Annotated in this window: 22 protein-coding genes and 1 pseudogene; 12 read left to right on the forward strand and 11 right to left on the reverse strand. The window is 63.5% G+C overall.

Annotation, left to right across the window (positions count from 1 at the left end):
• The first annotated feature begins 194 nt into the window (after positions 1-194).
• Genes dnaA through gyrB form a run of 4 tightly spaced genes read left to right on the forward strand, consistent with a single transcriptional unit; the run spans position 195 to position 6430 of the window.
• On the forward strand, positions 195-1727 hold the full coding sequence (dnaA, locus tag ACZ5KU_RS00005) for a chromosomal replication initiator protein DnaA (protein WP_054056425.1): 1533 nt from the start codon (positions 195-197) through the stop codon (positions 1725-1727).
• A gap of 38 nt (positions 1728-1765) precedes the next feature.
• Positions 1766-2869, forward strand: coding sequence for a DNA polymerase III subunit beta (gene dnaN / locus ACZ5KU_RS00010; protein ID WP_054056424.1), 1104 nt, complete (start codon positions 1766-1768; stop codon positions 2867-2869).
• A 35-nt stretch (positions 2870-2904) separates the two neighbouring features.
• A complete protein-coding gene (gene recF, locus ACZ5KU_RS00015) occupies positions 2905-4008 on the forward strand; it encodes a DNA replication/repair protein RecF (protein WP_054056423.1) in 1104 nt (367 codons plus the stop codon).
• A 4-nt stretch (positions 4009-4012) separates the two neighbouring features.
• Complete coding sequence (gene gyrB / locus ACZ5KU_RS00020) at positions 4013-6430, forward strand: DNA topoisomerase (ATP-hydrolyzing) subunit B (protein ID WP_054056422.1); 2418 nt, start codon at positions 4013-4015, stop codon at positions 6428-6430.
• Between the two features lie 54 nt (positions 6431-6484).
• Here gyrB and ACZ5KU_RS00025 read toward each other — a convergent pair whose 3' ends face one another.
• On the reverse strand, positions 6485-7372 hold the full coding sequence (locus ACZ5KU_RS00025) for a LysR family transcriptional regulator (protein WP_464736689.1): 888 nt from the start codon (positions 7370-7372) through the stop codon (positions 6485-6487).
• A 133-nt stretch (positions 7373-7505) separates the two neighbouring features.
• On the opposite strand from ACZ5KU_RS00025, the gene ACZ5KU_RS00030 reads away from it, so the two are divergent.
• Both ACZ5KU_RS00030 and ACZ5KU_RS00035 read left to right on the forward strand, forming a co-directional pair.
• Positions 7506-9143, forward strand: coding sequence for a GMC family oxidoreductase (locus ACZ5KU_RS00030; protein ID WP_464736690.1), 1638 nt, complete (start codon positions 7506-7508; stop codon positions 9141-9143).
• Positions 9144-9302: 159 nt separating this feature from the next.
• Positions 9303-10925: an MFS transporter gene (locus ACZ5KU_RS00035; RefSeq protein ID WP_054056419.1), complete on the forward strand. Its 1623-nt coding sequence runs from the start codon at positions 9303-9305 to the stop codon at positions 10923-10925.
• 175 nt (positions 10926-11100) lie between these two features.
• Here ACZ5KU_RS00035 and ACZ5KU_RS00040 read toward each other — a convergent pair whose 3' ends face one another.
• The 4 genes from ACZ5KU_RS00040 to glyQ all read right to left on the reverse strand — a co-directional run bounded on the left by ACZ5KU_RS00040 (position 11101) and on the right by glyQ (position 15505).
• Positions 11101-11871 carry a lysophospholipid acyltransferase family protein gene (locus ACZ5KU_RS00040; protein ID WP_054056418.1) on the reverse strand — a complete coding sequence of 257 codons (771 nt, stop codon included), beginning with the start codon at positions 11869-11871 and terminating at the stop codon, positions 11101-11103.
• A gap of 83 nt (positions 11872-11954) precedes the next feature.
• Complete coding sequence (gene gmhB / locus ACZ5KU_RS00045; protein WP_464736691.1) at positions 11955-12488, reverse strand: D-glycero-beta-D-manno-heptose 1,7-bisphosphate 7-phosphatase; 534 nt, start codon at positions 12486-12488, stop codon at positions 11955-11957.
• A 9-nt stretch (positions 12489-12497) separates the two neighbouring features.
• Positions 12498-14555, reverse strand: a complete 2058-nt coding sequence (glyS, locus tag ACZ5KU_RS00050; protein ID WP_464736692.1) for a glycine--tRNA ligase subunit beta — start codon at positions 14553-14555, stop codon at positions 12498-12500.
• Positions 14552-15505: a glycine--tRNA ligase subunit alpha gene (gene glyQ, locus ACZ5KU_RS00055; RefSeq protein WP_054056415.1), complete on the reverse strand. Its 954-nt coding sequence runs from the start codon at positions 15503-15505 to the stop codon at positions 14552-14554. Before glyQ ends, glyS begins: the two co-directional genes overlap by 4 nt.
• Before the next feature lie 82 nt (positions 15506-15587).
• Here glyQ and ACZ5KU_RS00060 point away from each other — a divergent pair, with 82 nt between their 5' ends.
• From ACZ5KU_RS00060 to ACZ5KU_RS00070, 3 genes are all read left to right on the forward strand, one after another.
• Positions 15588-16151 carry a DNA-3-methyladenine glycosylase I gene (locus ACZ5KU_RS00060; protein ID WP_416771151.1) on the forward strand — a complete coding sequence of 188 codons (564 nt, stop codon included), beginning with the start codon at positions 15588-15590 and terminating at the stop codon, positions 16149-16151.
• A gap of 37 nt (positions 16152-16188) precedes the next feature.
• A complete protein-coding gene (locus ACZ5KU_RS00065) occupies positions 16189-17076 on the forward strand; it encodes a lysophospholipid acyltransferase (RefSeq protein WP_054056413.1) in 888 nt (295 codons plus the stop codon).
• 75 nt (positions 17077-17151) lie between these two features.
• Entirely contained in the window at positions 17152-17397 is a 246-nt protein-coding gene (locus ACZ5KU_RS00070) for a PilZ domain-containing protein (protein ID WP_054056412.1), read from the forward strand.
• Here the strand turns inward: ACZ5KU_RS00070 and ACZ5KU_RS00075 are convergent.
• From ACZ5KU_RS00075 to def, 5 genes are all read right to left on the reverse strand, one after another.
• Positions 17384-17707 (reverse strand): tetratricopeptide repeat protein, encoded by a 324-nt coding sequence (locus ACZ5KU_RS00075; RefSeq protein ID WP_464736693.1) that lies wholly within the window; start codon positions 17705-17707, stop codon positions 17384-17386. The genes ACZ5KU_RS00070 and ACZ5KU_RS00075 overlap by 14 nt on opposite strands.
• Positions 17708-17739: 32 nt before the next feature.
• The gene (gene trkA / locus ACZ5KU_RS00080; RefSeq protein WP_054056410.1) at positions 17740-19113 is read right to left on the reverse strand and encodes a Trk system potassium transporter TrkA; all 1374 of its coding nucleotides are present in this window, start codon (positions 19111-19113) and stop codon (positions 17740-17742) included.
• A gap of 26 nt (positions 19114-19139) precedes the next feature.
• On the reverse strand, positions 19140-20450 hold the full coding sequence (gene rsmB / locus ACZ5KU_RS00085; protein ID WP_464736694.1) for a 16S rRNA (cytosine(967)-C(5))-methyltransferase RsmB: 1311 nt from the start codon (positions 20448-20450) through the stop codon (positions 19140-19142).
• Positions 20447-21391 carry a methionyl-tRNA formyltransferase gene (gene fmt, locus ACZ5KU_RS00090; RefSeq protein ID WP_464736695.1) on the reverse strand — a complete coding sequence of 315 codons (945 nt, stop codon included), beginning with the start codon at positions 21389-21391 and terminating at the stop codon, positions 20447-20449. The genes rsmB and fmt overlap by 4 nt, the downstream gene beginning before the upstream one ends.
• A gap of 140 nt (positions 21392-21531) precedes the next feature.
• Positions 21532-22038, reverse strand: coding sequence for a peptide deformylase (gene def / locus ACZ5KU_RS00095; RefSeq protein ID WP_054063414.1), 507 nt, complete (start codon positions 22036-22038; stop codon positions 21532-21534).
• A 152-nt stretch (positions 22039-22190) separates the two neighbouring features.
• Here def and ACZ5KU_RS00100 point away from each other — a divergent pair, with 152 nt between their 5' ends.
• From ACZ5KU_RS00100 to tsaC, 3 genes are all read left to right on the forward strand, one after another.
• Entirely contained in the window at positions 22191-23213 is a 1023-nt protein-coding gene (locus tag ACZ5KU_RS00100) for a LysM peptidoglycan-binding domain-containing protein (RefSeq protein WP_054061568.1), read from the forward strand.
• Positions 23214-23316: 103 nt separating this feature from the next.
• Positions 23317-24420 (forward strand): DNA-processing protein DprA, encoded by a 1104-nt coding sequence (gene dprA, locus ACZ5KU_RS00105; RefSeq protein ID WP_464736696.1) that lies wholly within the window; start codon positions 23317-23319, stop codon positions 24418-24420.
• A 38-nt stretch (positions 24421-24458) separates the two neighbouring features.
• The gene (tsaC, locus tag ACZ5KU_RS00110) at positions 24459-25016 is read left to right on the forward strand and encodes an L-threonylcarbamoyladenylate synthase type 1 TsaC (RefSeq protein WP_054061270.1); all 558 of its coding nucleotides are present in this window, start codon (positions 24459-24461) and stop codon (positions 25014-25016) included.
• Positions 25017-25175: 159 nt separating this feature from the next.
• On the opposite strand, the pseudogene ACZ5KU_RS00115 reads toward tsaC, so the two are convergent.
• Positions 25176-26152: pseudogene (locus ACZ5KU_RS00115) on the reverse strand (NADPH:quinone reductase).
• Between the last annotated feature and the right edge of the window lie 14 nt (positions 26153-26166).

Below are 26166 nucleotides of genomic sequence, written 5' to 3' on the forward strand. Positions count from 1 at the left end.
TCGATCACACTTGTGCAACGCCCTCAAGGGCTGTTATCCACAGGGCTTATTCACATACCGCTGGTCGCCTTGTTCACAGATAAGAGATTGATTCGCCGGGCTCTGCCTGCAATCGACGTGTGGATAAGTGCTCGGCCTGCCGGTACAATGGCCGCTTGTTTTTGCCTTACCGGCTTTCAACTTAGGGGATATCCGTGTCAGTGGAACTTTGGCAGCAGTGCGTGGAGCTTCTGCGTGATGAGCTGCCTGCCCAGCAATTCAACACCTGGATCCGTCCACTACAGGTCGAAGCCGAAGGCGACGAGTTGCGTGTCTATGCACCGAACCGTTTTGTGCTCGACTGGGTGAACGAAAAGTACCTGGGACGTTTGCTTGAACTGCTGAACGAGCATGGCAACGGCATGGCGCCTGCCCTTTCCTTATTAATAGGCAGCAAACGCAGTTCGGCGCCGCGTGCTGCACCGAATGCTCCTCTGGCTGCCGCGGCTTCCCAGGCCCTGGCCGCCAGTGCGGCTGCCGCCGCGGCGGCTACACCGACTGCACCGGTGGCAACGCCGACCCCGCCACCCGCCAGCCAGAAGGAAGTGGCGGAGGCCAGCGAAGAGCCGTCCCGCGACAGTTTCGATCCGATGGCCGGCGCCGCTGCGCAGCAGGCTCCGGTACGTGCCGAACAGCGCACGGTCCAGGTCGAGGGCGCACTCAAGCACACCAGTTACCTGAACCGTACCTTCACCTTCGAGAACTTCGTCGAGGGTAAGTCCAACCAGCTGGCCCGCGCTGCGGCGTGGCAGGTGGCGGACAACCCCAAGCATGGCTACAACCCGCTGTTCCTGTATGGTGGCGTCGGTCTCGGTAAGACCCACTTGATGCATGCTGTGGGTAACCATCTATTGAAGAAGAACCCGAATGCCAAGGTGGTCTACCTGCATTCGGAGCGTTTCGTCGCCGACATGGTCAAGGCGCTGCAGTTGAACGCCATCAACGAGTTCAAGCGCTTCTACCGTTCGGTGGACGCCCTGCTGATCGACGACATTCAGTTCTTCGCACGCAAGGAGCGTTCCCAGGAAGAGTTTTTCCACACCTTCAACGCCTTGCTCGAAGGCGGCCAGCAGGTGATTCTCACCAGTGACCGCTATCCCAAGGAAATCGAAGGCCTGGAAGAGCGCCTGAAGTCGCGTTTCGGCTGGGGCCTGACCGTTGCGGTGGAGCCGCCCGAGCTGGAAACCCGCGTGGCGATCCTGATGAAGAAGGCCGACCAGGCCAAGGTCGAACTGCCCCATGACGCGGCGTTCTTCATTGCCCAGCGTATTCGCTCCAACGTACGCGAACTCGAAGGCGCACTGAAGCGGGTGATCGCCCACTCGCACTTCATGGGGCGAGAGATCACCATCGAGCTGATCCGCGAATCGCTGAAGGACCTGCTGGCCCTGCAGGACAAGCTGGTGTCTGTGGATAACATCCAGCGGACCGTGGCCGAGTACTACAAGATCAAGATTTCCGATCTGCTGTCCAAGCGCCGTTCGCGCTCGGTCGCTCGTCCGCGTCAGGTCGCCATGGCCCTGTCCAAGGAATTGACCAACCACAGCCTGCCGGAAATCGGCGATGTGTTTGGTGGGCGCGACCACACCACTGTCTTGCACGCATGCCGCAAGATCAACGAACTAAAGGAATCCGACGCGGACATCCGCGAGGACTACAAGAACCTGCTGCGTACACTGACCACTTGAGAATTGCAGCGCAGCTTATTAAGGCAAGGGACTAGACCATGCATTTCACCATTCAACGCGAAGCCCTGTTGAAACCCCTGCAACTGGTCGCAGGCGTCGTCGAGCGCCGCCAGACCTTGCCGGTGCTCTCCAATGTGCTGCTGGTCGTCGAAGGCCAGCAGCTGTCGCTGACCGGTACCGACCTCGAAGTCGAACTGGTCGGCCGCGTCCAGCTCGAAGAGCCTGCCGAACCCGGTGAGATCACCGTACCGGCGCGCAAGCTGATGGATATCTGCAAGAGCCTGCCGAACGATGCCCTGATCGACATCAAGGTCGACGAGCAGAAACTGGTGGTCAAGGCCGGCCGCAGCCGCTTCACCCTGTCGACCCTGCCTGCCAACGATTTCCCGACTGTGGAAGAAGGCCCGGGTTCGCTGACCTGCAGCCTGGAGCAAAGCAAGCTGCGTCGCCTGATCGAGCGCACCAGCTTCGCCATGGCCCAGCAGGACGTGCGTTACTATCTCAACGGCATGCTGCTGGAAGTGTCCGCCGGCGTGATCCGTGCCGTGGCTACCGACGGCCACCGCCTGGCGATGTGCTCCATGCAGGCCGACATCGGCCAGCAGGATCGTCACCAGGTGATCGTGCCGCGCAAGGGTATCCTGGAACTGGCCCGCCTGCTCACCGAGCCGGAAGGCAACGTCAGCATCGTGCTGGGTCAGCACCACATCCGCGCCACCACCGGTGAGTTCACCTTCACCTCCAAGCTGGTCGACGGCAAGTTCCCCGACTACGAGCGCGTCCTGCCAAAAGGCGGGGACAAGCTGGTACTGGGCGACCGCCAGGCACTGCGCGAAGCCTTCAGCCGTACCGCGATCCTGTCCAACGAGAAGTACCGCGGTATCCGTCTGCAACTGGCCAGCGGCCAATTGAAGATCCAGGCCAACAACCCCGAGCAGGAAGAGGCGGAAGAAGAAGTGGGCGTCGATTACAACGGCGGCTCCCTGGAAATCGGCTTCAACGTCAGCTACCTGCTGGACGTGCTGGGCGTGATGACCACCGAGCAGGTGCGCCTGATCCTGTCCGATTCCAACAGCAGTGCGCTGCTGCAGGAATCGGACAACGATGACTCGGCCTACGTCGTCATGCCGATGCGCCTGTAACCGTGCCCCTCCTTCATATGTTCAGCACACGCTAGATGTCCCTCAGCCGTGTTTCGGTCACCGCGGTGCGCAACCTGCACCCGGTGACCTTCTCCCCCTCCCCGCGTATCAATATCCTTTACGGCGCCAACGGCAGCGGCAAAACCAGCGTGCTGGAAGCCATCCACCTGCTGGGGCTGGCCCGTTCGTTCCGCAGCACCCGTCTGCTGCCGGTGATCCAGTACGAGCAGTTGGCCTGTACGGTGTTCGGCCAGGTCGAACTGGCCGAGGGTGGGCAGAGCGCCTTGGGGATATCCCGCGATCGCCAGGGGGAATTCCAGATCCGCATCGACGGGCAGAACGCCAGGAGCGCCGCGCAGTTGGCGGAAATCCTGCCGCTGCAGTTGATCAACCCCGACAGCTTCCGTCTGTTGGAGGGGGCGCCGAAGATTCGTCGGCAGTTCCTCGACTGGGGAGTGTTCCACGTGGAACCGCGCTTCATGTCGACCTGGCAGCGCCTGCAGAAGGCCCTCCGGCAGCGGAACTCGTGGCTGCGGCATGGTACACTTGACGCCGCTTCGCAAGCGGCCTGGGACCGGGAACTGTGCCTGGCCAGTGCCGAAATCGATGAATACCGCCGCGCCTATATCAAAGCCTTGAAACCAGTCTTTGAGCAGACCTTGAGCGAGCTAGTCGAACTCGAGGGGCTGACGCTGAGCTATTACCGTGGCTGGGACAAGGAAAAAGAGCTGAGCGCCGTGCTCGCCTCCTCCCTGCAGCGGGACCAGCAGATGGGCCATACCCAGGCTGGACCACAGCGAGCTGACTTGCGTCTTCGATTGGGCGCACACAACGCCGCGGACATTCTGTCGCGGGGGCAGCAGAAACTGGTGGTCTGCGCGTTGCGCATTGCCCAGGGACACCTGGTGAGCCAGGCCCGGCGCGGGCAATGTATTTATCTGGTGGATGACTTGCCGTCCGAACTGGACGACCAGCACCGCCGCGCACTATGTCGTTTGCTTGAAGAATTACGCTGCCAGGTGTTCATCACCTGTGTAGACCACGAATTACTGAGGGAAGGCTGGCAGACGGAAACGCCAGTTGCGCTGTTCCACGTGGAACAGGGCTGTATCACCCAGACCCACGACCATCGGGAGTGAAGGCATGAGCGAAGAAAATACGTACGACTCGAACAGCATCAAGGTGCTGAAAGGTTTGGATGCCGTACGCAAACGTCCCGGTATGTACATTGGCGACACCGATGATGGTAGCGGTCTGCACCACATGGTGTTCGAGGTGCTCGACAACTCCATCGACGAAGCGCTGGCTGGTTACTGCGACGACATCTGCGTCACTATCCACCCGGACGAGTCGATCTCCGTTCGCGACAACGGCCGCGGCATCCCGGTCGATGTACACAAGGAGGAAGGCGTCTCCGCAGCCGAAGTCATTATGACCGTGCTGCACGCCGGCGGTAAGTTCGACGACAACTCCTATAAGGTATCCGGCGGCCTGCACGGTGTGGGTGTGTCGGTGGTGAACGCCCTGTCCGAAGAGCTGGTACTGACCGTCCGCCGTAGCGGCAAGATCTGGGAACAGACCTATGTCCACGGCGTACCCCAGGCACCGATGGCTATCGTTGGCGACAGCGAAACCACAGGTACCCAGATCCACTTCAAGGCTTCCGCCGAAACCTTCAAGAACATCCACTTCAGCTGGGACATCCTGGCCAAGCGGATTCGCGAGCTGTCCTTCCTCAACTCCGGCGTCGGCATCCTGCTGCGTGACGAGCGCACCGGCAAGGAAGAGATGTTCAAATACGAGGGTGGCCTGCGTGCCTTCGTTGAATACCTGAACACCAACAAGACCACGGTCAACCAGGTGTTCCACTTCAACATCCAGCGTGAAGACGGCATCGGCGTGGAAATCGCTCTGCAGTGGAACGACAGCTTCAACGAAAACCTGCTGTGCTTCACCAACAACATTCCTCAGCGTGATGGCGGTACCCACCTGGTGGGCTTCCGCTCCGCACTGACCCGCAACCTGAACAACTACATCGAACAGGAAGGTCTGGCGAAGAAGCACAAGGTCGCCACCACCGGTGACGATGCGCGTGAAGGCCTGACGGCGATCATCTCGGTCAAGGTGCCGGATCCGAAGTTCAGTTCCCAGACCAAGGACAAACTGGTGTCGTCGGAGGTCAAGGGTGCGGTCGAGCAGGAAATGGGCAAGTACTTCTCCGACTTCCTGCTGGAGAACCCCAACGAAGCCAAGCTGGTGGTCGGCAAGATGATCGATGCCGCTCGTGCCCGTGAAGCGGCGCGCAAGGCCCGTGAGATGACCCGCCGCAAAGGTGCGCTGGATATCGCCGGCCTGCCGGGCAAACTGGCTGACTGCCAGGAGAAGGACCCTGCCCTTTCCGAACTGTACCTGGTGGAGGGTGACTCCGCAGGCGGTTCCGCCAAGCAGGGTCGTAACCGTCGGACCCAGGCGATCCTGCCGCTCAAGGGCAAGATCCTCAACGTCGAGAAGGCCCGTTTCGACAAGATGATCTCGTCCCAGGAAGTGGGCACGCTGATCACCGCGCTGGGTTGTGGCATCGGCCGCGAAGAGTACAACATCGAGAAGCTGCGTTATCACAACATCATCATCATGACCGATGCTGACGTCGACGGTTCGCACATTCGTACCCTGCTGCTGACCTTCTTCTTCCGTCAGTTGCCGGAGCTGATCGAGCGCGGTTACATCTACATTGCCCAGCCACCGCTGTACAAGGTGAAGAAAGGCAAGCAGGAGCAGTACATCAAGGACGACGACGCCATGGAAGAATACATGACGCAGTCGGCTCTCGAAGACGCCAGCCTGCACCTGAATGAAGACGCGCCGGGTGTTTCCGGCGAGGCGCTGGAGCGTCTGGTCAATGACTTCCGCATGGTGATGAAGACCCTCAAGCGCCTGTCGCGTATCTATCCACAGGAGCTGACCGAGCACTTCATCTACCTGCCGGCGGTAAGCCTTGAGCAACTGGGCGATCATTCGGCGATGCAGGAATGGCTGGCCAAGTACGATGCCCGCCTGCGCCTGAGCGAGAAGTCCGGCCTGGTCTACAAGACCAGCCTGCGCGAAGACCGTGAGCGTAACGTCTGGCTGCCGGAGGTGGAACTGATCTCCCATGGCCTGTCGAGCTACGTCACCTTCAACCGCGACTTCTTCGGCAGCAACGACTACAAGACCGTGGTCACCCTGGGCGCCCAACTGAGCTCGCTGCTCGACGAGGGTGCCTACATCCAGCGTGGCGAACGCAAGAAGGCCGTGAGCGAGTTCAAGGAAGCCCTGGACTGGCTGATGGCTGAAAGTACCAAGCGCCACACCATCCAGCGATACAAGGGGCTGGGTGAGATGAACCCGGACCAGCTGTGGGAAACCACCATGGATCCGACCGTTCGCCGGATGCTGAAAGTGACGATCGAAGACGCCATCGCGGCGGACCAGATCTTCAACACCCTGATGGGCGATGCGGTCGAACCACGCCGCGACTTCATCGAGAGCAATGCCCTGTCGGTGGCCAACCTGGACTTCTGATTCCCGGTGGTTCGCTGCTCAAGAAAGCCCGCGCAAGCGGGCTTTCTTATTGCCTCATTCGGCCAGCAACACCGCTTGTTCCTGGGCACACAGCGCCAACAGAAAATCCCACACCACCCGCAACCGCACCGACTTGTGCAACTCCCGGCGGGTACTGATCCAGTAGCTGCGCTGGATCGTCTCCTGCGGCAGTACCCGCACCAGCTCCGGATCATCCTTGGCCATGTAGTTGGGCAACACCGCAATGCCCAGTCCGGCCCGGGCGGCGATCTGCTGGGCGACCACGCTGGTGCTGCGCAGGGTCACGTTCGGCGAGCGGCAGAAGTCGTCGAGGAACAGCAGCTCCTGGCTGAACAGCAGGTCATCCACATAGCCGATCCACTGGTGCTCCGAGAGATCGTCACGGGTTTCCAGGCGGGGCGCCCGGGCCAGGTAGGCCGGGCTGGCGTAGAGGGCCAGGCGGTAGTCGGTGAGCTTGCGGGTGATCAGCATGTCGGCGTGGGGGCGGTCCAGATGGATGCTGATCTCGGCCTCGCGGTTGAGGATGCTGATGAAGCGCGGTACTGCCACCAGTTCCACCTCCAGCCCCGGATAGCGCTCGAACAGCGCCCCCAGGCGCGAAGTGAGAAACATGATGCCGATGCCTTCGGTGACCCCCAGGCGGATCTTGCCCAGCGGCGCGATGGCCTGGGTGATCTCTTCCTGGGCCAGCAGTGCCACGTTTTCCATGGCTTCGGCATGCTTGAGCAGGGCCTGGCCGGCGGGGGTCAGCTCGTAGCCCTGGGCATGCTGGACGAACAGCGCGGTGCCCAGGCTCTGCTCGATGGTCTCGATATGCCGGGCCACGGTGCTGTGGGTGGTATTCAACCGCTTGGCCGCGGTCAGCAGGCGGCCGCTGCGCTGCAGTTCGAGAAAAAAACGCAGATCGTTCCAGTCAAACATTGAGCTTCCTTGTGAATCGTGGGGTTCACCTGCCTGCTTGAAAACGCACAGCACTTGCGCAAAAACGAAGGTTTTCATCCCGAAACTAATCAATAACATGGGCTGATACAAGAACAATAAAGGCGAGGTCCTCATGGCATCTGCCCATTTGCCTTATGACTACGTGATCGTCGGTGCCGGGCCAGCTGGCTGCGTGCTGGCCAATCGGCTGTCCGCCGACCCGAGCAACAACGTGCTGCTGCTCGAAGCCGGTGGCCGGGACAACTACCCGTGGATCCACATCCCCGTCGGCTATCTGTTCTGCATCGGCAACCCACGCACCGACTGGTGCTTCAAGACCGAATCGCAACCCGGCCTGCAGGGCCGCAGCCTGAGTTATCCACGGGGCAAGGTGCTCGGTGGCTGTTCCTCGATCAATGGCATGATCTATATGCGTGGCCAGGCCCACGACTATGACCGCTGGGCCGAACAGGGCAATCCGGGCTGGGCCTGGAAGGACCTGTTGCCGCTGTTCAAGCACAGCGAAAATCACTTCGGCGGCAGTGGGGAGTTCCACAGCGACACCGGTGAGTGGCGGGTGGAACAGCAGCGTTATTCCTGGCCGATTCTCGATGCGTTCCGTGAGGCGGCTGCTGAAAACGGTATCGCCAGTGTCAGTGATTTCAATACGGGGGATAATGAGGGCTGTGGATACTTTCAGGTCAACCAGCGCTCCGGGGTACGCTGGAATTCGGCCAAGGCGTTCCTGCGGCCGGTACTCAAGCGCCCCAACCTGACCGTCCTCACCGGCGTGCAGGTCGACCGGGTCAACTTGGAAAAAGGTCGGGCAACGTCGGTGCTGGCGCGCTGGCAAGGCGAAGAACATCTGTTCCCGGCCCGTCGGGAAATCATCCTGTGTGCCGGTTCGGTCGGTTCGCCGGGGATTCTGCAACGTTCCGGGATCGGCCCGCGACCGCTGCTGGAGAGCCTGGGGATCGGCGTGCGCCACGAACTGCCGGGGGTCGGCGGCAACCTGCAGGATCACCTGCAATTGCGGCTGATCTACAAGCTCAGCAATGCCCGGACCCTCAACCAGATGGCCAATAGCTTGTGGGGCAAGACCGGCATGGGCCTGCGATATCTCTACGACCGCAGTGGTCCGTTGGCGATGGCGCCGAGTCAACTGGGCGCGTTCGTGAAATCGAGCCCGGAGCAGACGTCGGCGAACCTGCAATACCACGTGCAGCCGCTGTCGCTGGAGCGCTTTGGCGAGCCGCTGCATCGCTTTCCGGCGTTCACTGCTTCGGTGTGCAATCTGCGTCCGCAGAGCCGCGGGCGCATCGACATCCGTTCGGCCGATCCGGGCGCTGCTCCGCTGATCGACCCCAATTACCTCAGTGACCCCGAGGACCTGAAGGTCGCCGCCGAGGCGATTCGCCTGACCCGACGCATCGTCGCCTCCCCTGCCCTGCGGCGCTTTGCCCCCGAGGAGTACCTGCCCGGCCCGGCCTTGCAAAGCGAGGAACAGCTGCACGAAGCGGCGGCGAAGATCGGCACCACCATCTTTCACCCGGTGGGTACCTGTCGCATGGGCCACGGCGTGCAGGACGTCGTCGATGCCCGCTTGCGGTTGCATGGGGTACCGGGCCTGCGAGTGGCCGATGCCTCGATCATGCCGCAGATCACCTCGGGCAATACCTGTTCGCCCACGGTGATGATTGCCGAGAAGGCGGCGCAGATGATCCTGGCAGATGTCCGGACGCCTGCGGCGCAGTTATCCACAATCCTGTAGGAGCAGGCGGTGCGTATTGCGCTGTTCAGGCGGATGACAGGAGCGGTCAAAAGGAAGATCGGTAACGAGCAAGACACGGACTCCGGTGGCAGTCAGCCGGAGTCCACAGTGGAACAACAAGAATAATCACTGTGGCCCACGAGGCCGAGGACATCACTCATGTCGGACTACATCCAGCAACAGTCGGCGTCTGTTTCCGCCAGCAGCGGCAAGGAAGAGCGCCGGATCATTTTTGCGTCATCCCTCGGGACGGTTTTCGAGTGGTATGACTTTTTTCTCTACGGTGCCCTGGCCGCCGTCATCAGCAAGCAGTTCTTCGCCGGGGTCAACGACACCACGGCGTTCATCTTCGCCCTGATGGCCTTCGCCGCCGGCTTCCTGGTGCGGCCCTTCGGTGCGCTGGTGTTCGGCCGGCTGGGGGACATGATCGGCCGCAAGTACACCTTTCTCATGACCATCATACTGATGGGCCTGTCGACCTTCGCCGTCGGCCTGCTGCCGACCTACGCCAGTATCGGCATCGCCGCGCCGATCATCCTGGTGCTGCTGCGCATGCTCCAGGGCCTGGCGCTGGGGGGCGAGTACGGCGGCGCCGCGACCTACGTGGCCGAACACGCGCCGGCCGGCAAGCGCGGTTTCCACACCGGCTGGATCCAGTCCACGGCCACCCTCGGCCTGTTGCTGTCGCTGCTGGTGGTCCTGGCCAGCCGCTACATCAGCGGTGACCAGTTCGAAACCTGGGGCTGGCGGCTGCCGTTCCTGCTGTCGATCGTCCTGCTGGCTATTTCCACCTGGATTCGCATGAGCATGCACGAGTCACCGGCCTTCGTGAAAATGAAGGCCCAGGGCAAGGCCAGCCATTCACCGATCCGTGAGTCCTTCGGCTCCTGGCAGAACCTGAAGATCGTTCTCACCGCCCTCTTCAGTATCAATGCCGGGCAGGCGGTGACCTTCTACACCGCGCAGTTCTATGTCCTGTTCTTCATGACCCAGATGCTCAAGATGGACCCGGGCCAGGCCAACACCCTGCTGATCATCAGCGTGGTGATCGGTGCGCCGTTCTTCGTGCTGTTCGGCTGGCTTTCGGACAAGATCGGGCGCAAGCCGATCCTGATGATGGGCCTGCTGCTGGCGACGGTCTGCTACTTCCCGCTGTTCAAGGCCCTCAGCCATTACGCCAACCCACAGATCGATGCCGCCAGCCGGCAGGCACCGATCGTGGTGACGGCCGACCCGGCCGGCTGCACCTTCCAGTTCGACCCGGTGGGCAAGGCGCGTTTCGACAGCCCCTGCGACAAGGTCAAGACCTTCCTGGTCAAGCAGGGCCTGCCCTACAGTTCCCAGTCGGCTGCAGCGGGCAGCGAGGTGACGGTCACCGTGGGCGCGCAGAAGATCAACGGCTTCGACGAGGCGGCCATGCGCGCGGCGATCAGCCAGGCCGGCTACCCGGCCAAGGCCGAGGCCGCGACGGTGAACCAGCCGATGGTGGTGTTGCTGATCGTGCTGCTGATCCTGATCGCGACCATGACCTACGGTCCGCTGGCGGCGGTGATGGTCGAACTGTTCCCGACCCGGATCCGCTACACCTCCATGTCCCTGCCCTACCATATCGGTAACGGCTGGTTCGGTGGCTTCCTGCCGACCGTGTCGTTCGCCCTGGTGGTCTACACCGGGGATATCTTCTATGGCCTCTGGTATCCGGTGCTGATCACCGGCGTGAGCCTGGTGGTCGGGCTGTTCTGCCTGAAAGAAACCCGGGATGTGGATATCGACAAGGTCTGAGAGATTCACAGGCATGAAAAAACCGGCATGAAAGCCGGTTTTTTTATTGCTCGAAAAAAACTTATGCACGATTTTCGTTGAACAGTCATACAGAGAAATAAGTATATAAATCATCTACTTACGTGACTATTTCAAGAAATATCAAAATCTTGTGCACAAGTTATCCACAGATCGGTCAGGCGGCACTGGGTGCTTCGGCAGCCGCTACCGGCGGCAGTGAACCCATCTCACGCTGGGCGTTCTCGTTCCAGGCCTGGACCCGCTCGTTCAGGTCGGCAATGGCCCGTGGGCCGGTGCCTTCGGCGTACATCGGGGCGCCGATCACCACGGTGATGGTGCCCGGTTTCTTCGCCCAACCGGTCTTCGGCCAGAATTTGCCGGCATTGTGGGCTACCGGCAGCACGGGCAGCTCGGCATTCACCGCCAGCGCCGTACCACCGCGGGAAAACTTGCCGATGGTACCGTAGGGCACGCGAGTGCCCTCCGGAAAGATCAGCACCCAGGTGTGGTCCTTGAGCAACTCATCGCCCTTTTTCGCCACGTGCTTGAGCGCTTCCTTCGGGTTGTCCCGGTCGATGGCGATCGGCCGCAGCATGGCCATGGCCCAGCCGAAGAACGGCACGTAGAGCAACTCACGCTTGAGCACCTGGCTCAAGGGCGAGAAATAGGCCGACAGGAAGAACGTTTCCCAGGTGCTCTGGTGGTTCGACAGAATCACGCAGGGCCGCTCGGGAACGTTGTGTGCACCCTGCACCTCGACCCGGATATTCAGGAATACCTTGGTCAGCCACAGCGCGCAGCGGCACCAGTACACGTTGATGAAGCGATAGCGCGCCTTGAACGGCAGGAACGGCGCGACGAAAAAGCTCAGGGAGCACCACAGCAGCGAACTGGTGCCCAGCAGCAGGTAAAAGAAAAAGGTTCTGATGGCCTGCAGGATCGACATAGCGACATTTACCGTTGCGGGCATTGCCCGCCTGTTAATAAGTGAACCCCTGAACAGTCCTTGATCAGGAAGTCAGAAAGGCGCTAGTTGTGGATAAGCTCAGCCGCGATGGCCGCCAGATCGTCAAAGATCAGCGTGCCCACCGGCAGGGTTTTCCCCAGGGTCTTTTCGCCCTTGCCGGTCTTTACCAGAACGGGCTGGCAATCGACGGCGCTGGCGGCCTCCAGGTCACCGAGGCTGTCGCCGACAAACCATAGCCTAGCCAGTTCAACGCCATAATGCGCGGCGATGGTCCTGAGCATGCCCGGCTTGGGCTTGCGGCAATCGCAGCCCTCGTCCGGCCCATGGGGGCAATACACCACCAGCCCGAGCTCGCCACCCTGTTGCGCCACCAGCGAGCGCAGGCGCTCGTGCATGGCGTCCAGGGTCGCGAGGTCGTAGTAGCCGCGGGCGATGCCGGACTGGTTGGTCGCCACGGCGACCGTCCAGCCCGCCCTGCTCAACTGCGCGATGGCTTCGATCGACCCGGGGATCGGAATCCACTCCTCCACCGACTTGATGTAGGCGTCGGAGTCCTGGTTGATCACCCCGTCGCGATCGAGTATCAGCAGCTTCAAGTCGCGTCCTCAGCCTAGCAGCGAAATGTCGGCGATGTTGAGGAACAACCCGCGCAGACGTGCAAGCAAGGCGTAGCGGTTCTTGCGCACGTCTTCGTTCTCGGCGTTGACCATGACCGCTTCGAAGAAGGCATCGACGGATTCGCGCAGGGCGGCCAGGCGTGCCAGTGCCTCGGCATACTCGCGTTTCTCCATCAGCGGCTGGACGTCCTTGTCGGCTTGCTGGATGGCCGAGTGCATGGAGAACTCTTTCGCGTTGTCGAAGTACTTCGGATCGACTGTCGAGAAAATGGTCGGTTCGGCCTTGCTGATCAGGTTCGATACACGCTTGTTCACCGCGGCCAGGGCGGCGGCTTCCGGCAACTGACGGAACTTCTGCACCGCCTGGACGCGCTGGTCGAAGTCCAGGGCCGAGCCCGGCTTCAGGGCACGCACCGACAGGTAGGTGGCGACGTCGATGCCTTCGTCCTCGTAACGGGCACGCAGGCGGTCGAAGATGAACTCCAGCACCTGGTCGGAGAGGCCCGCGGCCTTGACCTTGGCTCCGTACGCGTTGACCGCGAAGGCCACGGTCTCGATCAGGTCGAGGTCGAGTTTCTTGTCGATCAGGATGCGCAGCACGCCCAGGGCGGCACGGCGCAAGGCGTAGGGGTCCTTGCTGCCGGTCGGCAGCATGCCGATACCGAAGATCCCGACCAGGGTGTCGAGCTTGTCGGCGATCGCCACCGCGGCACCGGTCAGGGTGCTTGGCAGTTCGGCGGCACCAGCACCACGTGGCATGTACTGCTCGTTCAGGGCCAGGGCGACGTCTTCCGGCTCGCCGTCATTGAGGGCGTAGTAGTAGCCGGCGATGCCTTGCATCTCCGGGAACTCGCCGACCATCTCGGTGGCCAGGTCGCACTTGGACAACAGGCCTGCCCGGGCCGCACGCTGGGCGTCGCCGCCGATGCGCGGGGCGATGAACGCGGCCAGCTTCGAGACACGCTCGGCCTTGTCGTAGACGCTGCCCAGCTTCTCCTGGAACACCACGTTCTGCAGGCGCAGGTTGAAATCCTGCAGCGGCTGCTTCTTGTCCTGCTTGAAGAAGAACTCGGCGTCGGTCAGGCGTGGGCGCACGACCTTCTCGTTACCGGCGATGATCTGCTTCGGATCCTTGCTCTCGATGTTGGCCACGGTGATGAAGCGCGGCAGCAGCTTGCCATCGACGTCCAGCAGGCAGAAGTACTTCTGGTTGTCCTGCATGGTGGTGATCAGGGCTTCCTGTGGCACTTCGAGGAAACGTTCCTCGAACGAGCACACCAGCGGCACCGGCCACTCCACCAGTGCCGTCACTTCGTCGAGCAGGTCCGCCGGCATGATCGCCGTGCCTTCCTGCATCGTTGCAAGCTCGGTGGTGCGCTTGCTGATCAGCTCGCGACGCTCGTTGGCGTCGGCCAGTACGTAGGCGGCACGCAGGTCGTCGAGGTAGCTGGCCGGCGAGCCGATACGGACGTTTTCCGGGTGGTGGAAACGGTGGCCACGGGACTCGCGACCGGCCTTCTGGGCGAGGATGGTGCAGTCGATGACCTGGTCACCGAGCAGCATCACCAGCCACTGGGTCGGACGCACGAACTCTTCCTTGCGCGCGGCCCAGCGCATGCGCTTGGGAATCGGCAGGTCGTTCAGCGAGTCCTCGACGATGGTCGGCAGCAGGCTGGCGGTCGGTTTGCCCGGAATGTTCTGGCTGTAGCGCAGCTTCGGCCCGCTCTGGTCGATCTCGCTCAGCTCGACGCCGCACTTCTTGGCGAAGCCCAGGGCGGCCTGGGTCGGGTTGCCCTCGGCATCGAAGGCGGCCTGGCGTGGCGGGCCGTCGAGGTTGATGCTGCGGTCCGGCTGCTGGGTCTGCAGTTGCTTGAGCACCACCGCCAGGCGGCGTGGCGCGGCGTAGACCTGCTTGGCTTCGAAGCTCAGGCCGGCGGCCTGCAGGCCTTTCTCGATACCGGCCAGGAACGCCTCGGCCAGGGTATTGAGGGCCTTGGGTGGCAGTTCTTCAGTGCCCAGTTCTACCAGAAAATCTTGCGCACTCATTGTGCCGCCTCCAACTTAGCCAACACTTCATCACGCAGGTCCGGGGTTGCCATCGGGAAGCCCAGCTTGGCACGTGCCAGCAGGTAGGCTTGGGCGACGGAACGCGCCAGGGTGCGCACACGCAGGATGTACTGCTGACGCGCGGTCACCGAGATGGCCCGGCGTGCATCCAGCAGGTTGAAGGTGTGCGAGGCCTTGAGGACCATTTCATAGCTCGGCAACGGCAGCGGCTCATCCAGCTCGATCAGGCGCTTGGCTTCGCTTTCATAGAAATCGAACAGTTCGAACAGCTTCTCGACGTTGGCGTGTTCGAAGTTGTAGGTCGACTGCTCCACCTCGTTCTGGTGGAACACGTCGCCGTAGGTCACCTTGCCGAACGGACCGTCGGCCCAGACCAGGTCGTAGACCGAATCGACGCCCTGCAGGTACATCGCCAGGCGCTCGAGGCCGTAGGTGATTTCGCCGGTGACCGGGTAGCACTCGATGCCGCCGGCCTGCTGGAAGTAGGTGAACTGGGTGACTTCCATGCCGTTGAGCCAGACTTCCCAGCCCAGGCCCCAGGCGCCGAGGGTCGGCGATTCCCAGTTGTCCTCGACGAAGCGGATGTCGTGCACCAGCGGGTCCAGGCCGACGGCCTTGAGCGAGCCCAGGTACAGCTCCTGGAAGTTGTCCGGGTTGGGCTTGAGCACCACCTGGAACTGGTAGTAGTGCTGCAGGCGGTTCGGGTTCTCGCCATAGCGGCCGTCAGTCGGGCGACGGCTGGGCTGTACGTAGGCGGCGTTCCAGGTTTCCGGGCCGATGGCGCGCAGGAACGTGGCGGTATGGAAAGTCCCGGCGCCTACTTCCATATCGTAGGGCTGAAGTACCACACAACCTTGCTCGGCCCAGTATTGCTGGAGGGCGAGAATCAAGTCTTGGAAGGTACGCACGGCTGGCGTAGGCTGGCTCACGAAATTCACCTGTTACTTGGGCTGCGATTCAAAAGGCGGGAGTATACCCGATTAGGTCGCGCCTCCGCCTCCCTGGAGCCTTATGCCACGCTGCTTTTGGTGCAACGATGATCCCCTGTACATGGACTACCACGATCGGGAGTGGGGCGTACCGCTGCGCGATGGGCAGCGACTGTTCGAGTTGCTTTTGCTCGAAGGGTTCCAGGCCGGGCTTTCGTGGATCACCATCCTGAAAAAACGCGAGCACTACCGTAAGGTTCTGTTCGGTTTCGATGTGCGGAAAGTCGCTGACATGAGCGATGACTACCTGCAAACCCTGCTGCTCGATCCGGGGATCGTGCGCAACCGCCTGAAGCTCGAGGCGGCGCGGCGCAATGCTCGCGCCTGGCTCCAGCTGGAGGACCCGGTGACGCTGCTCTGGTCCTTCGTCGGCGGCGTGCCGCAGATCCACCATTTCCGCGATCGCAGCGAGGTACCGGCCGTCACGCCCGAGGCCGAGGCCATGAGCAAGTCGCTGAAGAAGCTCGGCTTCGGCTTCGTCGGCCCGACCATCTGCTACGCGTTCATGCAGGCCTCGGGCATGGTCATGGACCACACCACCGATTGTGATAGCTATGCCGCGCTGGCCGCGCCACGGCTACAATAGCCGGCTGACGATTAGCCAAGCACACCGGGAGTGACCTGTGGAAAAGTTTAAAGGCGCCATGCTGGTGGGGGCGTTGCGGTTGTTCGCGATGCTGCCCTGGCGTGCCGTGCAGCGTGTCGGCTCGGCCATCGGCTGGGTGATGTGGAAGCTGCCCAACCGTTCCCGCGACGTGGTGCGGATCAACCTGGCCAAGTGTTTTCCCGAACTCGATCCGGTCGCTCGCGAACAACTGGTCGGACAGAGCCTCAAGGATATCGGCAAGTCCCTGACCGAAAGCGCCTGCGCCTGGATCTGGCCGGCCGAGCGCTCGATCGCGCTGGTGCGCGAGGTCGAAGGCCTCGACGTGCTCAAGGAGGCGCTGGCCTCGGGCAAGGGCGTGGTCGGCATCACCAGCCACCTGGGCAACTGGGAAGTGCTCAATCACTTCTACTGCAGCCAGTGCAAACCGATCATTTTCTACCGTCCGCCCAAGCTCAAGGCGGTCGACGAACTGCTGCGCAAGCAGCGGGTGCAGTTGGGCAACCGCGTGGCGGCCTCGACCAAGGAAGGCATCCTCAGCGTCATCAAGGAAGTGCGCAAGGGCGGCTCGGTGGGCATCCCCGCCGACCCGGAGCCGGCCGAGTCCGCTGGGGTGTTCGTGCCGTTCCTCGGTACCCAGGCCCTGACCAGCAAGTTCGTGCCGAACATGCTCGCCGGCGGCAAGGCGGTCGGGGTGTTCCTGCACGCGCTGCGCCTGCCCGATGGTTCGGGCTTCAAGGTGATCCTCGAAGCGGCGCCAGAGGAGATGTACAGCACCGATGCCGAAGTCTCGGCCGCGGCCATGAGCAAGGTGGTCGAGCGCTACGTGCGGGCCTATCCGAGCCAGTACATGTGGAGCATGAAACGCTTCAAGAAGCGTCCGGCGGGTGAGCAGCGCTGGTACTGAAACAACTTATCGGTGGGGTCTGTGGATAAAATCGTCGATGATTTATCCACAGCGGTTTATCCAAGGGCGCATCAGATGTCCGAGAACAAGAACTATCTGCGCATCAAGATCCAGCACCCGAGCATAGGCGAATGCCTGGGGCATACGCGCAATCTGTCCAGCCAGGGTGTCTACGTGCAGCATCCGGGGTTGTCGCGGCTGCCCACCGGGGCGGTGGTCTACGGCCAGGTACAGGACCTGCCGGTGGCCGCGCCGCGCATTCGCATGGAAGTGATCCGGGTCGACGCCGAAGGCATCGGCCTGCGCTTCATCGATCTTTGAGCGCAGCCTTCTCCAGCTTCTTCAGGAACACCGTCATTTCCTTTTCCGCCTGCTTGTCGCCATGGGCACGGGCGGCTTCCAGGCCGTGTTCCCAGGCCTGCCTCGCGGCGACCACGTCCCCGGCGCCCTGATGGGCCTTGCCCAGCAGTTTCCAGGCGGCCGAGTACCTGGGGTCGAGGGTGACGCAGCGCTGCAGGTGTTCGGCGGCGCGGGCGTGGTCGCCAAGATCCAGGTAACCCTTGCCCAGGCCGAAGCGCAGCAGCGGGTTATCCACACCCTTGGCGAGCATCTTCTCCAGTGATTCGAGCATGAGGCAGGTCCTTTCCGTGTTGTCGCAATATCTCAGAAAAAGCTCAGGCCGACATGGAAGAGCTTCTCCACATCGCGGATGTGCTTCTTATCCACAAGGAACAGGATGACATGGTCGCCGGCCTGGATCACCGTGTCGTCGTGGGCGATCAGCACTTCCTCGTCGCGGATGATCGCGCCGATAGTGGTGCCCGGCGGCAGTGCGATGTCCTCGATGGCCCGGCCGATCACCTTGCTCGACTTCATGTCGCCATGGGCGATCGCCTCGATGGCCTCCGCCGCACCCCGGCGCAGCGAGTGCACGCTGACGATATCGCCACGGCGTACGTGGGCCAGCAGGGTGCCGATGGTCGCCAGTTGCGGGCTGATGGCGATGTCGATGTCGCCGCCCTGGATCAGGTCGACGTAGGCCGGGTTGTTGATGATGGTCATGACCTTCTTCGCACCCATCCGCTTGGCCAGCAGCGAGGACATGATGTTGGCCTCGTCGTCGTTGGTCAGCGCCAGGAACAGGTCGGCATCGTTGATGTTCTCTTCCATCAGCAGGTCGCGGTCCGAGGCGCTGCCCTGCAGCACCACGGTGCTGTCGAGGGTGTCGGACAACTGCCGGCAACGGGCGGCGCTCATCTCGATGATCTTCACCTGGTAGCGGCTTTCGATCGCCTCGGCCAGGCGCTCGCCGATCTGCCCGCCGCCAGCGATGACGATGCGCTTGTTGCTCTCGTCGAGCCGGCGCATCTCGCTCATCACCGCGCGAATGTGCGCCTTGGCGGCGATGAAGAACACTTCGTCGTCGGCCTCGATCACCGTATCGCCGCGAGGCATGATCGGCCGGTCGCGGCGGAAGATCGCCGCCACGCGGGTGTCGGCATTCGGCATGTGCTCGCGCAGTTGGCGCAGTTGCTGGCCCACCAGCGGGCCGCCGTAGTAGGCCCTGATCGCCACCAACTGGGCCTTGCCCTCGGCGAAGTCGATCACCTGCAGGGCGCCGGGGGTTTCGATCAGGCGCTTGATGTAGTTGGTGACCACCTGTTCCGGGCTGATCAGCACGTCCACCGGGATCGCGTCGTTGTCGAACAGCTCGGTGCGGGTCAGGTAGGCCGACTCGCGTACCCGGGCGATCTTGGTCGGGGTGTGGAACAGCGTATGGGCCACCTGGCAGGCGACCATGTTGGTCTCGTCGCTGTTGGTCACCGCCACCAGCATGTCGGCATCGTCCGCGCCGGCCTGGCGCAGGATCGTCGGAAACGAGGCGCGGCCCTGCACGGTACGGATGTCCAGGCGGTCGCCGAGGTCGCGCAGGCGCTCGCCATCGGTGTCGACCACGGTGATGTCGTTGGCTTCGCTGGCCAGGTGTTCGGCCAGCGTCCCGCCGACCTGTCCTGCGCCGAGAATGATGATTTTCATCGGGTAGCAGCTCCGTTTCGACCCGGTCAGCCGCGCGCGGCCGCGATCTTGATCAGTTTGGCGTAATAGAAACCATCATGGCCGCCTTCCTGCGCCAGCAGTTGCCGGCCATGGGGTTGCCTGACGCCGAAGCTGCCGGGGATATCCAGCTCGCGGGCACCGGAGGTGCGTGCCAGGAACGCCTCGATCACCTCGGTGTTTTCCGTCGGCAGGGTCGAGCAGGTGGCGTAGAGCAGGATGCCGCCGACTTCCAGGGTGGCCCACATGGCGTCCAGCAGCTCACCCTGCAGGCTGGCCAGTGCGGCGATGTCGTCGGCCTGGCGGGTCAGCTTGATGTCCGGATGGCGGCGGATCACGCCGGTGGCCGAACAGGGCGCGTCGAGCAGGATGCGCTGGAACGGCTTGCCATCCCACCAACTGGCGGTGTCGCGACCATCGGCGGCGATCAGTTCGGCCTCCAGCCCCAGGCGGTCGAGGTTCTCGCGTACCCGCAGCAGGCGCTTGGCCTCCAGGTCGACAGCGACCACCCCGGCCAGTTGCGGCTGGGCTTCGAGGATATGGCAGGTCTTGCCGCCCGGCGCGCAGCAGGCGTCCAGCACCCGCTGGCCGGGAGCTAGGTCCAGCAGGTCGGCGGCCAGTTGCGCGGCTTCGTCCTGGACGCTGATCCAGCCTTCGGCAAAGCCCGGCAGGTTGCGCACATCGCAGGCTTCGTCGAGGACGATGCCGTCGCGGCTGTAGTCGCACGGCCGGGCCGCAACGGCGGCGTCACCCAGCAGCCTGAGGTAGGCGTCGCGGCTGTGATGGCGGCGGTTGACCCGCAGGATCATCGGCGGATGGGCGTTGTTCGCCGCACAGATGGCTTCCCACTGCTCGGGCCAGAAGGCTTTCAGCGACTTCTGCAGCCAGCGCGGGTGGGCGGTACGCACCACCGGGTCGCGCTCCAGCTCGGCCAGCAGCTCGGTGCTTTCGCGCTGGGCGCGGCGCAACACGGCGTTGAGCAGGCCCTTGGCCCAGGGTTTCTTCAGCTTGTCGGCGCAACCGACGGTTTCGCCGATGGCGGCGTGGGCCGGGATGCGCGTATAGAGCAACTGGTAGAGGCCCACCAGCAACAACGCCTCGACATCGGCATCGGCGGCCTTGAAGGGCTTCTGCAGCAGCCTGGTCGCCAGCGCCGCCAGCCGTGGCTGCCAGCGGGCGGCGCCGAACGCCAGGTCCTGGGTCAGGCCGCGATCGCGGGCCTCGACCTTGTCCAGTTGCGCCGGCAGCGAACTGTTGAGCGAGGCCTTGCCGCTGAGCACGGCGGCCAGGGCCTTGGCTGCGGCCAGGCGCGGGTTCATTGGCCGAGTACCGTACCGAGGGCGAATTTCTCCCGGCGGCTGTTGAACAGGTCGCTGAAGTTCAGCGCCTTGCCGCCGGGCAGTTGCAGGCGGGTCAGGCACAACGCGCCGTTACCGGTGGCGACGATCAGCCCGTCCTTGCTCGCGGCGAGAATTTCGCCCGGCTGGCCCTGCCCCTCGGCGGTGCGGGCGGCCAGTACTTTCAGGGCTTCGCCATCGAGGCTGCTGTGGCAGATCGGCCACGGGTTGAACGCGCGGATCAGCCGCTCCAGCTCGACGGCCGGGCGCTGCCAGTCGATGCGCGCCTCGTCCTTGTTCAGTTTGTGGGCGTAGGTCGCCAGGCTGTCGTCCTGCACCTCGCCGACCAGCGTGCCGGCAGCCAGGCCGGCGATGGCCTGGATGACCGCGGGCGGGCCGAGTTCGGCCAGGCGGTCATGCAGGCTGCCGCCGGTGTCTTCGGCGCTGATCGGGGTGACGGTCTTGAGCAGCATCGGCCCGGTGTCCAGGCCGGCTTCCATGCGCATCACGGTGACGCCACTTTCCGTGTCGCCGGCTTCCACCGCCCGTTGGATCGGTGCCGCACCGCGCCAGCGCGGCAGCAGCGAGGCGTGGCTGTTGATGCAGCCCAGGCGCGGAATATCCAGCACCACCTGCGGCAGGATCAGGCCATAGGCGACCACCACCATCAGGTCCGGCTTGAACGCCGCCAGTTCGGCCTGGGCGTCGGCGTTGCGCAGGGTCGGCGGTTGCAGGACGCTGATGCCATGCTTCAGCGCCAACTGCTTGACCGGGCTGGGCATCAGCTTCTGTCCGCGCCCGGCCGGCCGGTCCGGCTGGGTGTAGACCGCGACGATCTCATGGGGGCTGTCGAGCAGGGCCTTGAGGTGTTCGGCGGCGAATTCGGGAGTGCCGGCAAAGACGATGCGCAGTGGCTCAGTCATGGGAGGGCTCGCTTGAGAGAGGACAGGACATTATGAATGCCACTTTCTGTAGGAGCAGGGCTTGTCCGCGAATGGCCCTTGAGAGCGCTAAAAGCTTCGCGGGCAAGCCCGGCTCCTACAGGACAGAGTCGGTGGGGGGATCAGGCGTTCTGGCGGTGCTGCTTTTCCAGCTTCTTCTTGATCCGGTCGCGCTTGAGCGTAGACAGGTAATCGACGAACAGCTTGCCGTTGAGGTGGTCGCATTCGTGCTGGATGCACACCGCCAGCAGGCCATCGGCTTCCAGTTCGAACGGCTTGCCGTCGCGGTCCAGTGCCTTGATGCGCACGCGGGTCGGGCGGTCGACGTTTTCGTAGAAACCCGGTACCGACAGGCAGCCTTCCTGGTACTGGTCCTTCTCTTCGGTCAGCGGCTCGAACTCGGGGTTGATGAACACCCGTGGCTCGCTGCGATCCTCGCTCAGGTCCATGACCACGATACGCTGGTGCACGTTGACCTGGGTCGCGGCTAGGCCGATGCCCGGGGCTTCGTACATGGTTTCAAACATGTCATCGATCAGTTGCCGAACCTTGTCGTCCACCTCGGCCACGGGTTTGGCGATGGTGCGCAGGCGCGGGTCTGGGAATTCGAGGATGTTTAAAATGGCCATAGGCGTATTTGCTGCACATGTGAGGTAAAGTCAGAGACGGCTGCCGAAACATCCCGGCGGGATCGGCTACCGTTGTAAAACGTTCTCCCTGGGAGCGAGCCGCGGGGGCTCTGGCGTTTCACGCGAAGACACATGATAAAGGGATTCACTGCATGAGGAAAACACTACTCGCCCTGCTGCTGGCCTTTACCGGTGTCGCGCAGGCGCAAGTGCAACTCAAGGATGGTTATCCACAGCGCTACACCGTGGTGCGCGGCGATACGCTGTGGGATATTTCCGGAAAGTTTCTTCGCGAGCCCTGGCAGTGGCCGCAGATCTGGCACGCCAACCCGCAGATCGCCAACCCCGACCTGATCTACCCCGGCGACACCCTGACCCTGCAGTTCGTCGACGGCCAGCCGCGGCTGGTGGTCGAGCGCGGTGCGTCGCGCGGCACCATCAAGCTGTCGCCACAGGTGCGCCGCTCGGCGGTGGCCGAGGCGATTCCGAGCATTCCGCTGGAAAAGATCAACGCCTTCCTGCTGAGCAACCGCATCGTCGACAGCGTCGAGGCGTTCAAGCGTGCCCCGTACATCCTCGCCGGCAGCAACGAGCGGGTGCTCAGCGGCATGGGCGACCGGATCTACGCGCGCGGCGCATTCGACCCGACGCACAACGTGTACGGCCTGTTCCGCCAGGGCAAGGTCTACACCGACCCGCAGACCAAGGAGTTCCTCGGCATCAACGCCGACGACATCGGCACCGGCGAACTGCTGGCCACCGAAGGCGATGTCGGCACCCTGACCCTGCGCCGTACCACCGAGGAAGTGCGCCTGGGCGACCGGCTGTTCGTCAGCGAGGAACGGCCGATCACCTCGACCTTCATGCCGAGCGCGCCGCAGTCCCAGGTCAACGGCGTGATCATAGATGTGCCACGAGGTGTTACACAGATCGGCGTCATGGACGTGGTCACGATCGACAAGGGACGCCGCGACGGATTGGCCGAAGGCAATGTTCTCGCGGTGTTCAAGACCGGCGAGACGGTCCGCGACCGGGTCACCGGGCAGCCGGTGAAGATTCCCGACGAGCGTTCCGGCCTGTTGATGGTGTTCCGCACCTACGAAAAGCTCAGCTATGGTTTGGTACTCAATGCCACGCGGTCGCTGGCGGTGCAGGACAAGGTACGCAATCCGTAACGGCTGTCGCAGTATCTGCGACCGCTTGCTGAACAGGTTACTCACAGAGTTATCCACAGCTTGTCCTACTTGATCACGACTGCCACGGATCAAGGATGAGCTGATGTCACAGTCTGTGTGCAATACCCTGTCGCCGGCGGAGCTGGAAGCCCGCCTGCGGCTGCATCGCCTGCCGGAAATCGGCCCCAGGCGCTTCCGCCAACTGATCGAAACCTTTGGTTCGGCCTCTTCCGCCCTGAGTGCCCCGGCTGCGGCCTGGCGCTCGCTGGGGCTGCCCGCGAGCAGCGCCGAGGCGCGCCGCAGCCCGGCCGTGCGCGATGGCGCCAGCGCTGCATTGGCCTGGCTAGAGCGGCCGGAGCAGCATTTGCTGATGTGGGACCAGGCCGCCTACCCGGCCCTGCTGGCCGAACTGGACGATGCCCCGCCGCTGTTGTTCGTCGCCGGCGAGCCGACGATCCTGGACAAGCCGCAACTGGCGCTGGTCGGTAGCCGACGTGCCTCGCGACCGGGCATGGATACCGCCGCGGCCTTCTCCCGCAGCCTGGCCGCCGCCGGTTTTGTCATCACCAGCGGCCTGGCCCTGGGCATCGATGGCGCTGCCCACCAGGCCGCACTGGACGTTGGCGGGCTGACGGTGGGCGTGCTCGGCACCGGCATCGAGAATTTTTATCCACAGCGGCATCGCGCCCTGGCCCGGGCCATGATCGACCAGGGCGGCGCCGTGGTTTCCGAGTTTCCCCTGGACACCACCCCCCAACCCGGCAATTTCCCCCGGCGCAACCGGATCATCAGCGGCCTGTCCCTCGGCGTAGTGGTGGTCGAGGCCAGCGTCGGCAGCGGCTCGCTGATCACCGCCCGGCTGGCGGCGGAACAGGGGCGAGAGGTCTATGCGATTCCCGGCTCCATCCATCACCCGGCCGCGCGTGGCTGTCACCAGTTGATTCGCGACGGTGCGGTGCTGGTGGAAACGGTCGACGATATCCTGCAGAACCTGCGGGGCTGGCAGCGCATGCCGGCCAGCGTACTGCCCGAGGCGCCCACGCACCCGCTGCTGGCCCTGCTGCATGCCGCGCCGCAGACCAGCGAGGCCTTGGCCCGGGCCTGTGGCTGGAGCCTGGCGCGGGTCCTGGCGAGCCTGACCGAGCTGGAACTGGAAGGCCGGGTGGCCAGCGACGGCGGACGCTGGTTAGCGCGTAGCCCGACCTGAGGTAAACTGCCGACAGCGTTGAATCCGGAGAGCAAGCGATGGTCAAGAGTTGGCGTGTGCAAGAAGCCGCACGAGAAGTTCGCGCAGGAGCGGTGATTGCCTATCCAACCGAAGCGGTCTGGGGGCTGGGGTGTGATCCCTGGAACGAAGAGGCGGTGGATCGGTTGCTGGCGCTCAAGAATCGTTCGGTGGACAAGGGGTTGATCCTGGTGGCGGACAATATCCGCCAGTTCGATTTCCTCTTCGAGGAATTCCCGCAGGAGTGGGTCGACCGCATGGCCAGTACCTGGCCGGGGCCCAACACCTGGCTGGTGCCGCACCAGGACCTGCTGCCGGAGTGGGTCACTGGCCGCCATGACACCGTGGCCGTGCGGGTCAGCGACCACCCGCTGGTGCGGGATCTGTGCTCGCTGGTCGGGCCGCTGATCTCCACCTCCGCCAACCCCCAGGGCCGGCCGTCGGCCAGGACCCGGTTGCGGGTGCAGCAGTACTTCGGCGGGCAGTTGGACCTGGTACTGGGTGGCAGCCTGGGCGGGCGCAAGAACCCGAGCCTGATCCGCGATCTGGCGACGGGCAAGGTGGTGCGTCCGTCGTAGTTCTCACTGGTCCCTGAGGCCGCCTTCGCGGCGGTTCGCGGGCAAGCCCTGCTCCTACAGGTATTGGGTGCACACGATACAAGTGCACGACGCCATGCCTGTAGGAGCGTGGCTTGCCCGCGAACCGCTGCTGCCAGGCAGCGGCCATCCCCCACGACCTCAGGGCAGCAACACCGTCGACCCGGTCGTCCGCCGCCCCGCCAGCTCGGTTTGCGCCTTGGCCGCCTCGGCCAACCCGTAGCGCGCGCCGATCTCGACCTTCAACTGGCCACCGATCACCAGCCCGAACAACTCGTCGGCCATGGCCTGCAACTGCTGTGGGTTACTGGCGTAGGTGCCCAGGGTCGGCCGGGTCACGTACAGCGAGCCCTTGGCCGACAGAATCCCCAGGTTGACGCCTTCCACCGCCCCGAAGCGTTGCCGAAGCTCACCAGCAGGCCCCGCGGTGACAGGCAATCCAGGGACGTCGTCCAGGTATCCTTGCCGACCCCGTCGTACACCACCGGAACCTTCTTGCCATCGGTCAGCTCCAGCACCCGCTTCACCACATCCTCATGGCTGTAGTCGATGGTTTCCCAGGCCCCCAGGGACTTGGCATAGGCGGCCTTCTGCGCCGAGCTCACGGTACCGATCAGCTTCGCCCCGATGGCCTTGGCCCACTGGCAGGCCAGTGCCCCGACCCCGCCGGCGGCGGCATGGAACAGCACGGTTTCACCGGCCTTGAGTTCGTGGGTCTGGCGCAGCAGGTACTGCACGGTCAGGCCCTTGAGCATCACCGCGGCGGCCTGCTCGAAGTCGATCTGCTCCGGCAGCTTCACCAGATGCGCCTCCGGCAGCAGGTGAAACTCGCTGTAGGCGCCCAGCGGCCCGGTGCCATAGGCGACCCGGTCGCCGACCTTGAAGCGGGTCACTTCGCTGCCCACCGCGTCGACGATCCCGGCGCCCTCGCCGCCCAGCCCGGAAGGCAGGCTCGGCGGTGCGTACAGGCCGCTGCGCCAGTAGGTGTCGATGAAGTTCAGGCCGATCGCCTTGTTCTGCACCCTGACCTGCTGTGGTCCCGGTTCGGCGGGGGTGTAGTCCACATACTCGAGGACTTCGGGGCCGCCATGGGCACGGAACTGGATTCGCTTGGCCATCGATACGCTCCTTG

This window comes from Pseudomonas sp. Tof1, from assembly GCF_055390395.1.

What these genes read in the sequence shown, in the direction of transcription:
- dnaN (WP_054056424.1), top strand. Translation starts at nt 1,766, where the DNA reads ATGCATTTCACCATTCAACGCGAAGCCCTGTTGAAACCCCTGCAACTG.
- recF (WP_054056423.1), top strand. Translation starts at nt 2,905, where the DNA reads ATGTCCCTCAGCCGTGTTTCGGTCACCGCGGTGCGCAACCTGCACCCG.
- gyrB (WP_054056422.1), top strand. Translation starts at nt 4,013, where the DNA reads ATGAGCGAAGAAAATACGTACGACTCGAACAGCATCAAGGTGCTGAAA.
- ACZ5KU_RS00025 (WP_464736689.1), bottom strand. Translation starts at nt 7,372, where the DNA reads ATGTTTGACTGGAACGATCTGCGTTTTTTTCTCGAACTGCAGCGCAGC.
- ACZ5KU_RS00030 (WP_464736690.1), top strand. Translation starts at nt 7,506, where the DNA reads ATGGCATCTGCCCATTTGCCTTATGACTACGTGATCGTCGGTGCCGGG.
- ACZ5KU_RS00035 (WP_054056419.1), top strand. Translation starts at nt 9,303, where the DNA reads ATGTCGGACTACATCCAGCAACAGTCGGCGTCTGTTTCCGCCAGCAGC.
- ACZ5KU_RS00040 (WP_054056418.1), bottom strand. Translation starts at nt 11,871, where the DNA reads ATGTCGATCCTGCAGGCCATCAGAACCTTTTTCTTTTACCTGCTGCTG.
- glyS (WP_464736692.1), bottom strand. Translation starts at nt 14,555, where the DNA reads ATGAGTGCGCAAGATTTTCTGGTAGAACTGGGCACTGAAGAACTGCCA.
- ACZ5KU_RS00060 (WP_416771151.1), top strand. Translation starts at nt 15,588, where the DNA reads ATGCCACGCTGCTTTTGGTGCAACGATGATCCCCTGTACATGGACTAC.
- ACZ5KU_RS00070 (WP_054056412.1), top strand. Translation starts at nt 17,152, where the DNA reads ATGTCCGAGAACAAGAACTATCTGCGCATCAAGATCCAGCACCCGAGC.
- ACZ5KU_RS00075 (WP_464736693.1), bottom strand. Translation starts at nt 17,707, where the DNA reads ATGCTCGAATCACTGGAGAAGATGCTCGCCAAGGGTGTGGATAACCCG.
- trkA (WP_054056410.1), bottom strand. Translation starts at nt 19,113, where the DNA reads ATGAAAATCATCATTCTCGGCGCAGGACAGGTCGGCGGGACGCTGGCC.
- rsmB (WP_464736694.1), bottom strand. Translation starts at nt 20,450, where the DNA reads ATGAACCCGCGCCTGGCCGCAGCCAAGGCCCTGGCCGCCGTGCTCAGC.
- fmt (WP_464736695.1), bottom strand. Translation starts at nt 21,391, where the DNA reads ATGACTGAGCCACTGCGCATCGTCTTTGCCGGCACTCCCGAATTCGCC.
- def (WP_054063414.1), bottom strand. Translation starts at nt 22,038, where the DNA reads ATGGCCATTTTAAACATCCTCGAATTCCCAGACCCGCGCCTGCGCACC.
- ACZ5KU_RS00100 (WP_054061568.1), top strand. Translation starts at nt 22,191, where the DNA reads ATGAGGAAAACACTACTCGCCCTGCTGCTGGCCTTTACCGGTGTCGCG.
- dprA (WP_464736696.1), top strand. Translation starts at nt 23,317, where the DNA reads ATGTCACAGTCTGTGTGCAATACCCTGTCGCCGGCGGAGCTGGAAGCC.
- tsaC (WP_054061270.1), top strand. Translation starts at nt 24,459, where the DNA reads ATGGTCAAGAGTTGGCGTGTGCAAGAAGCCGCACGAGAAGTTCGCGCA.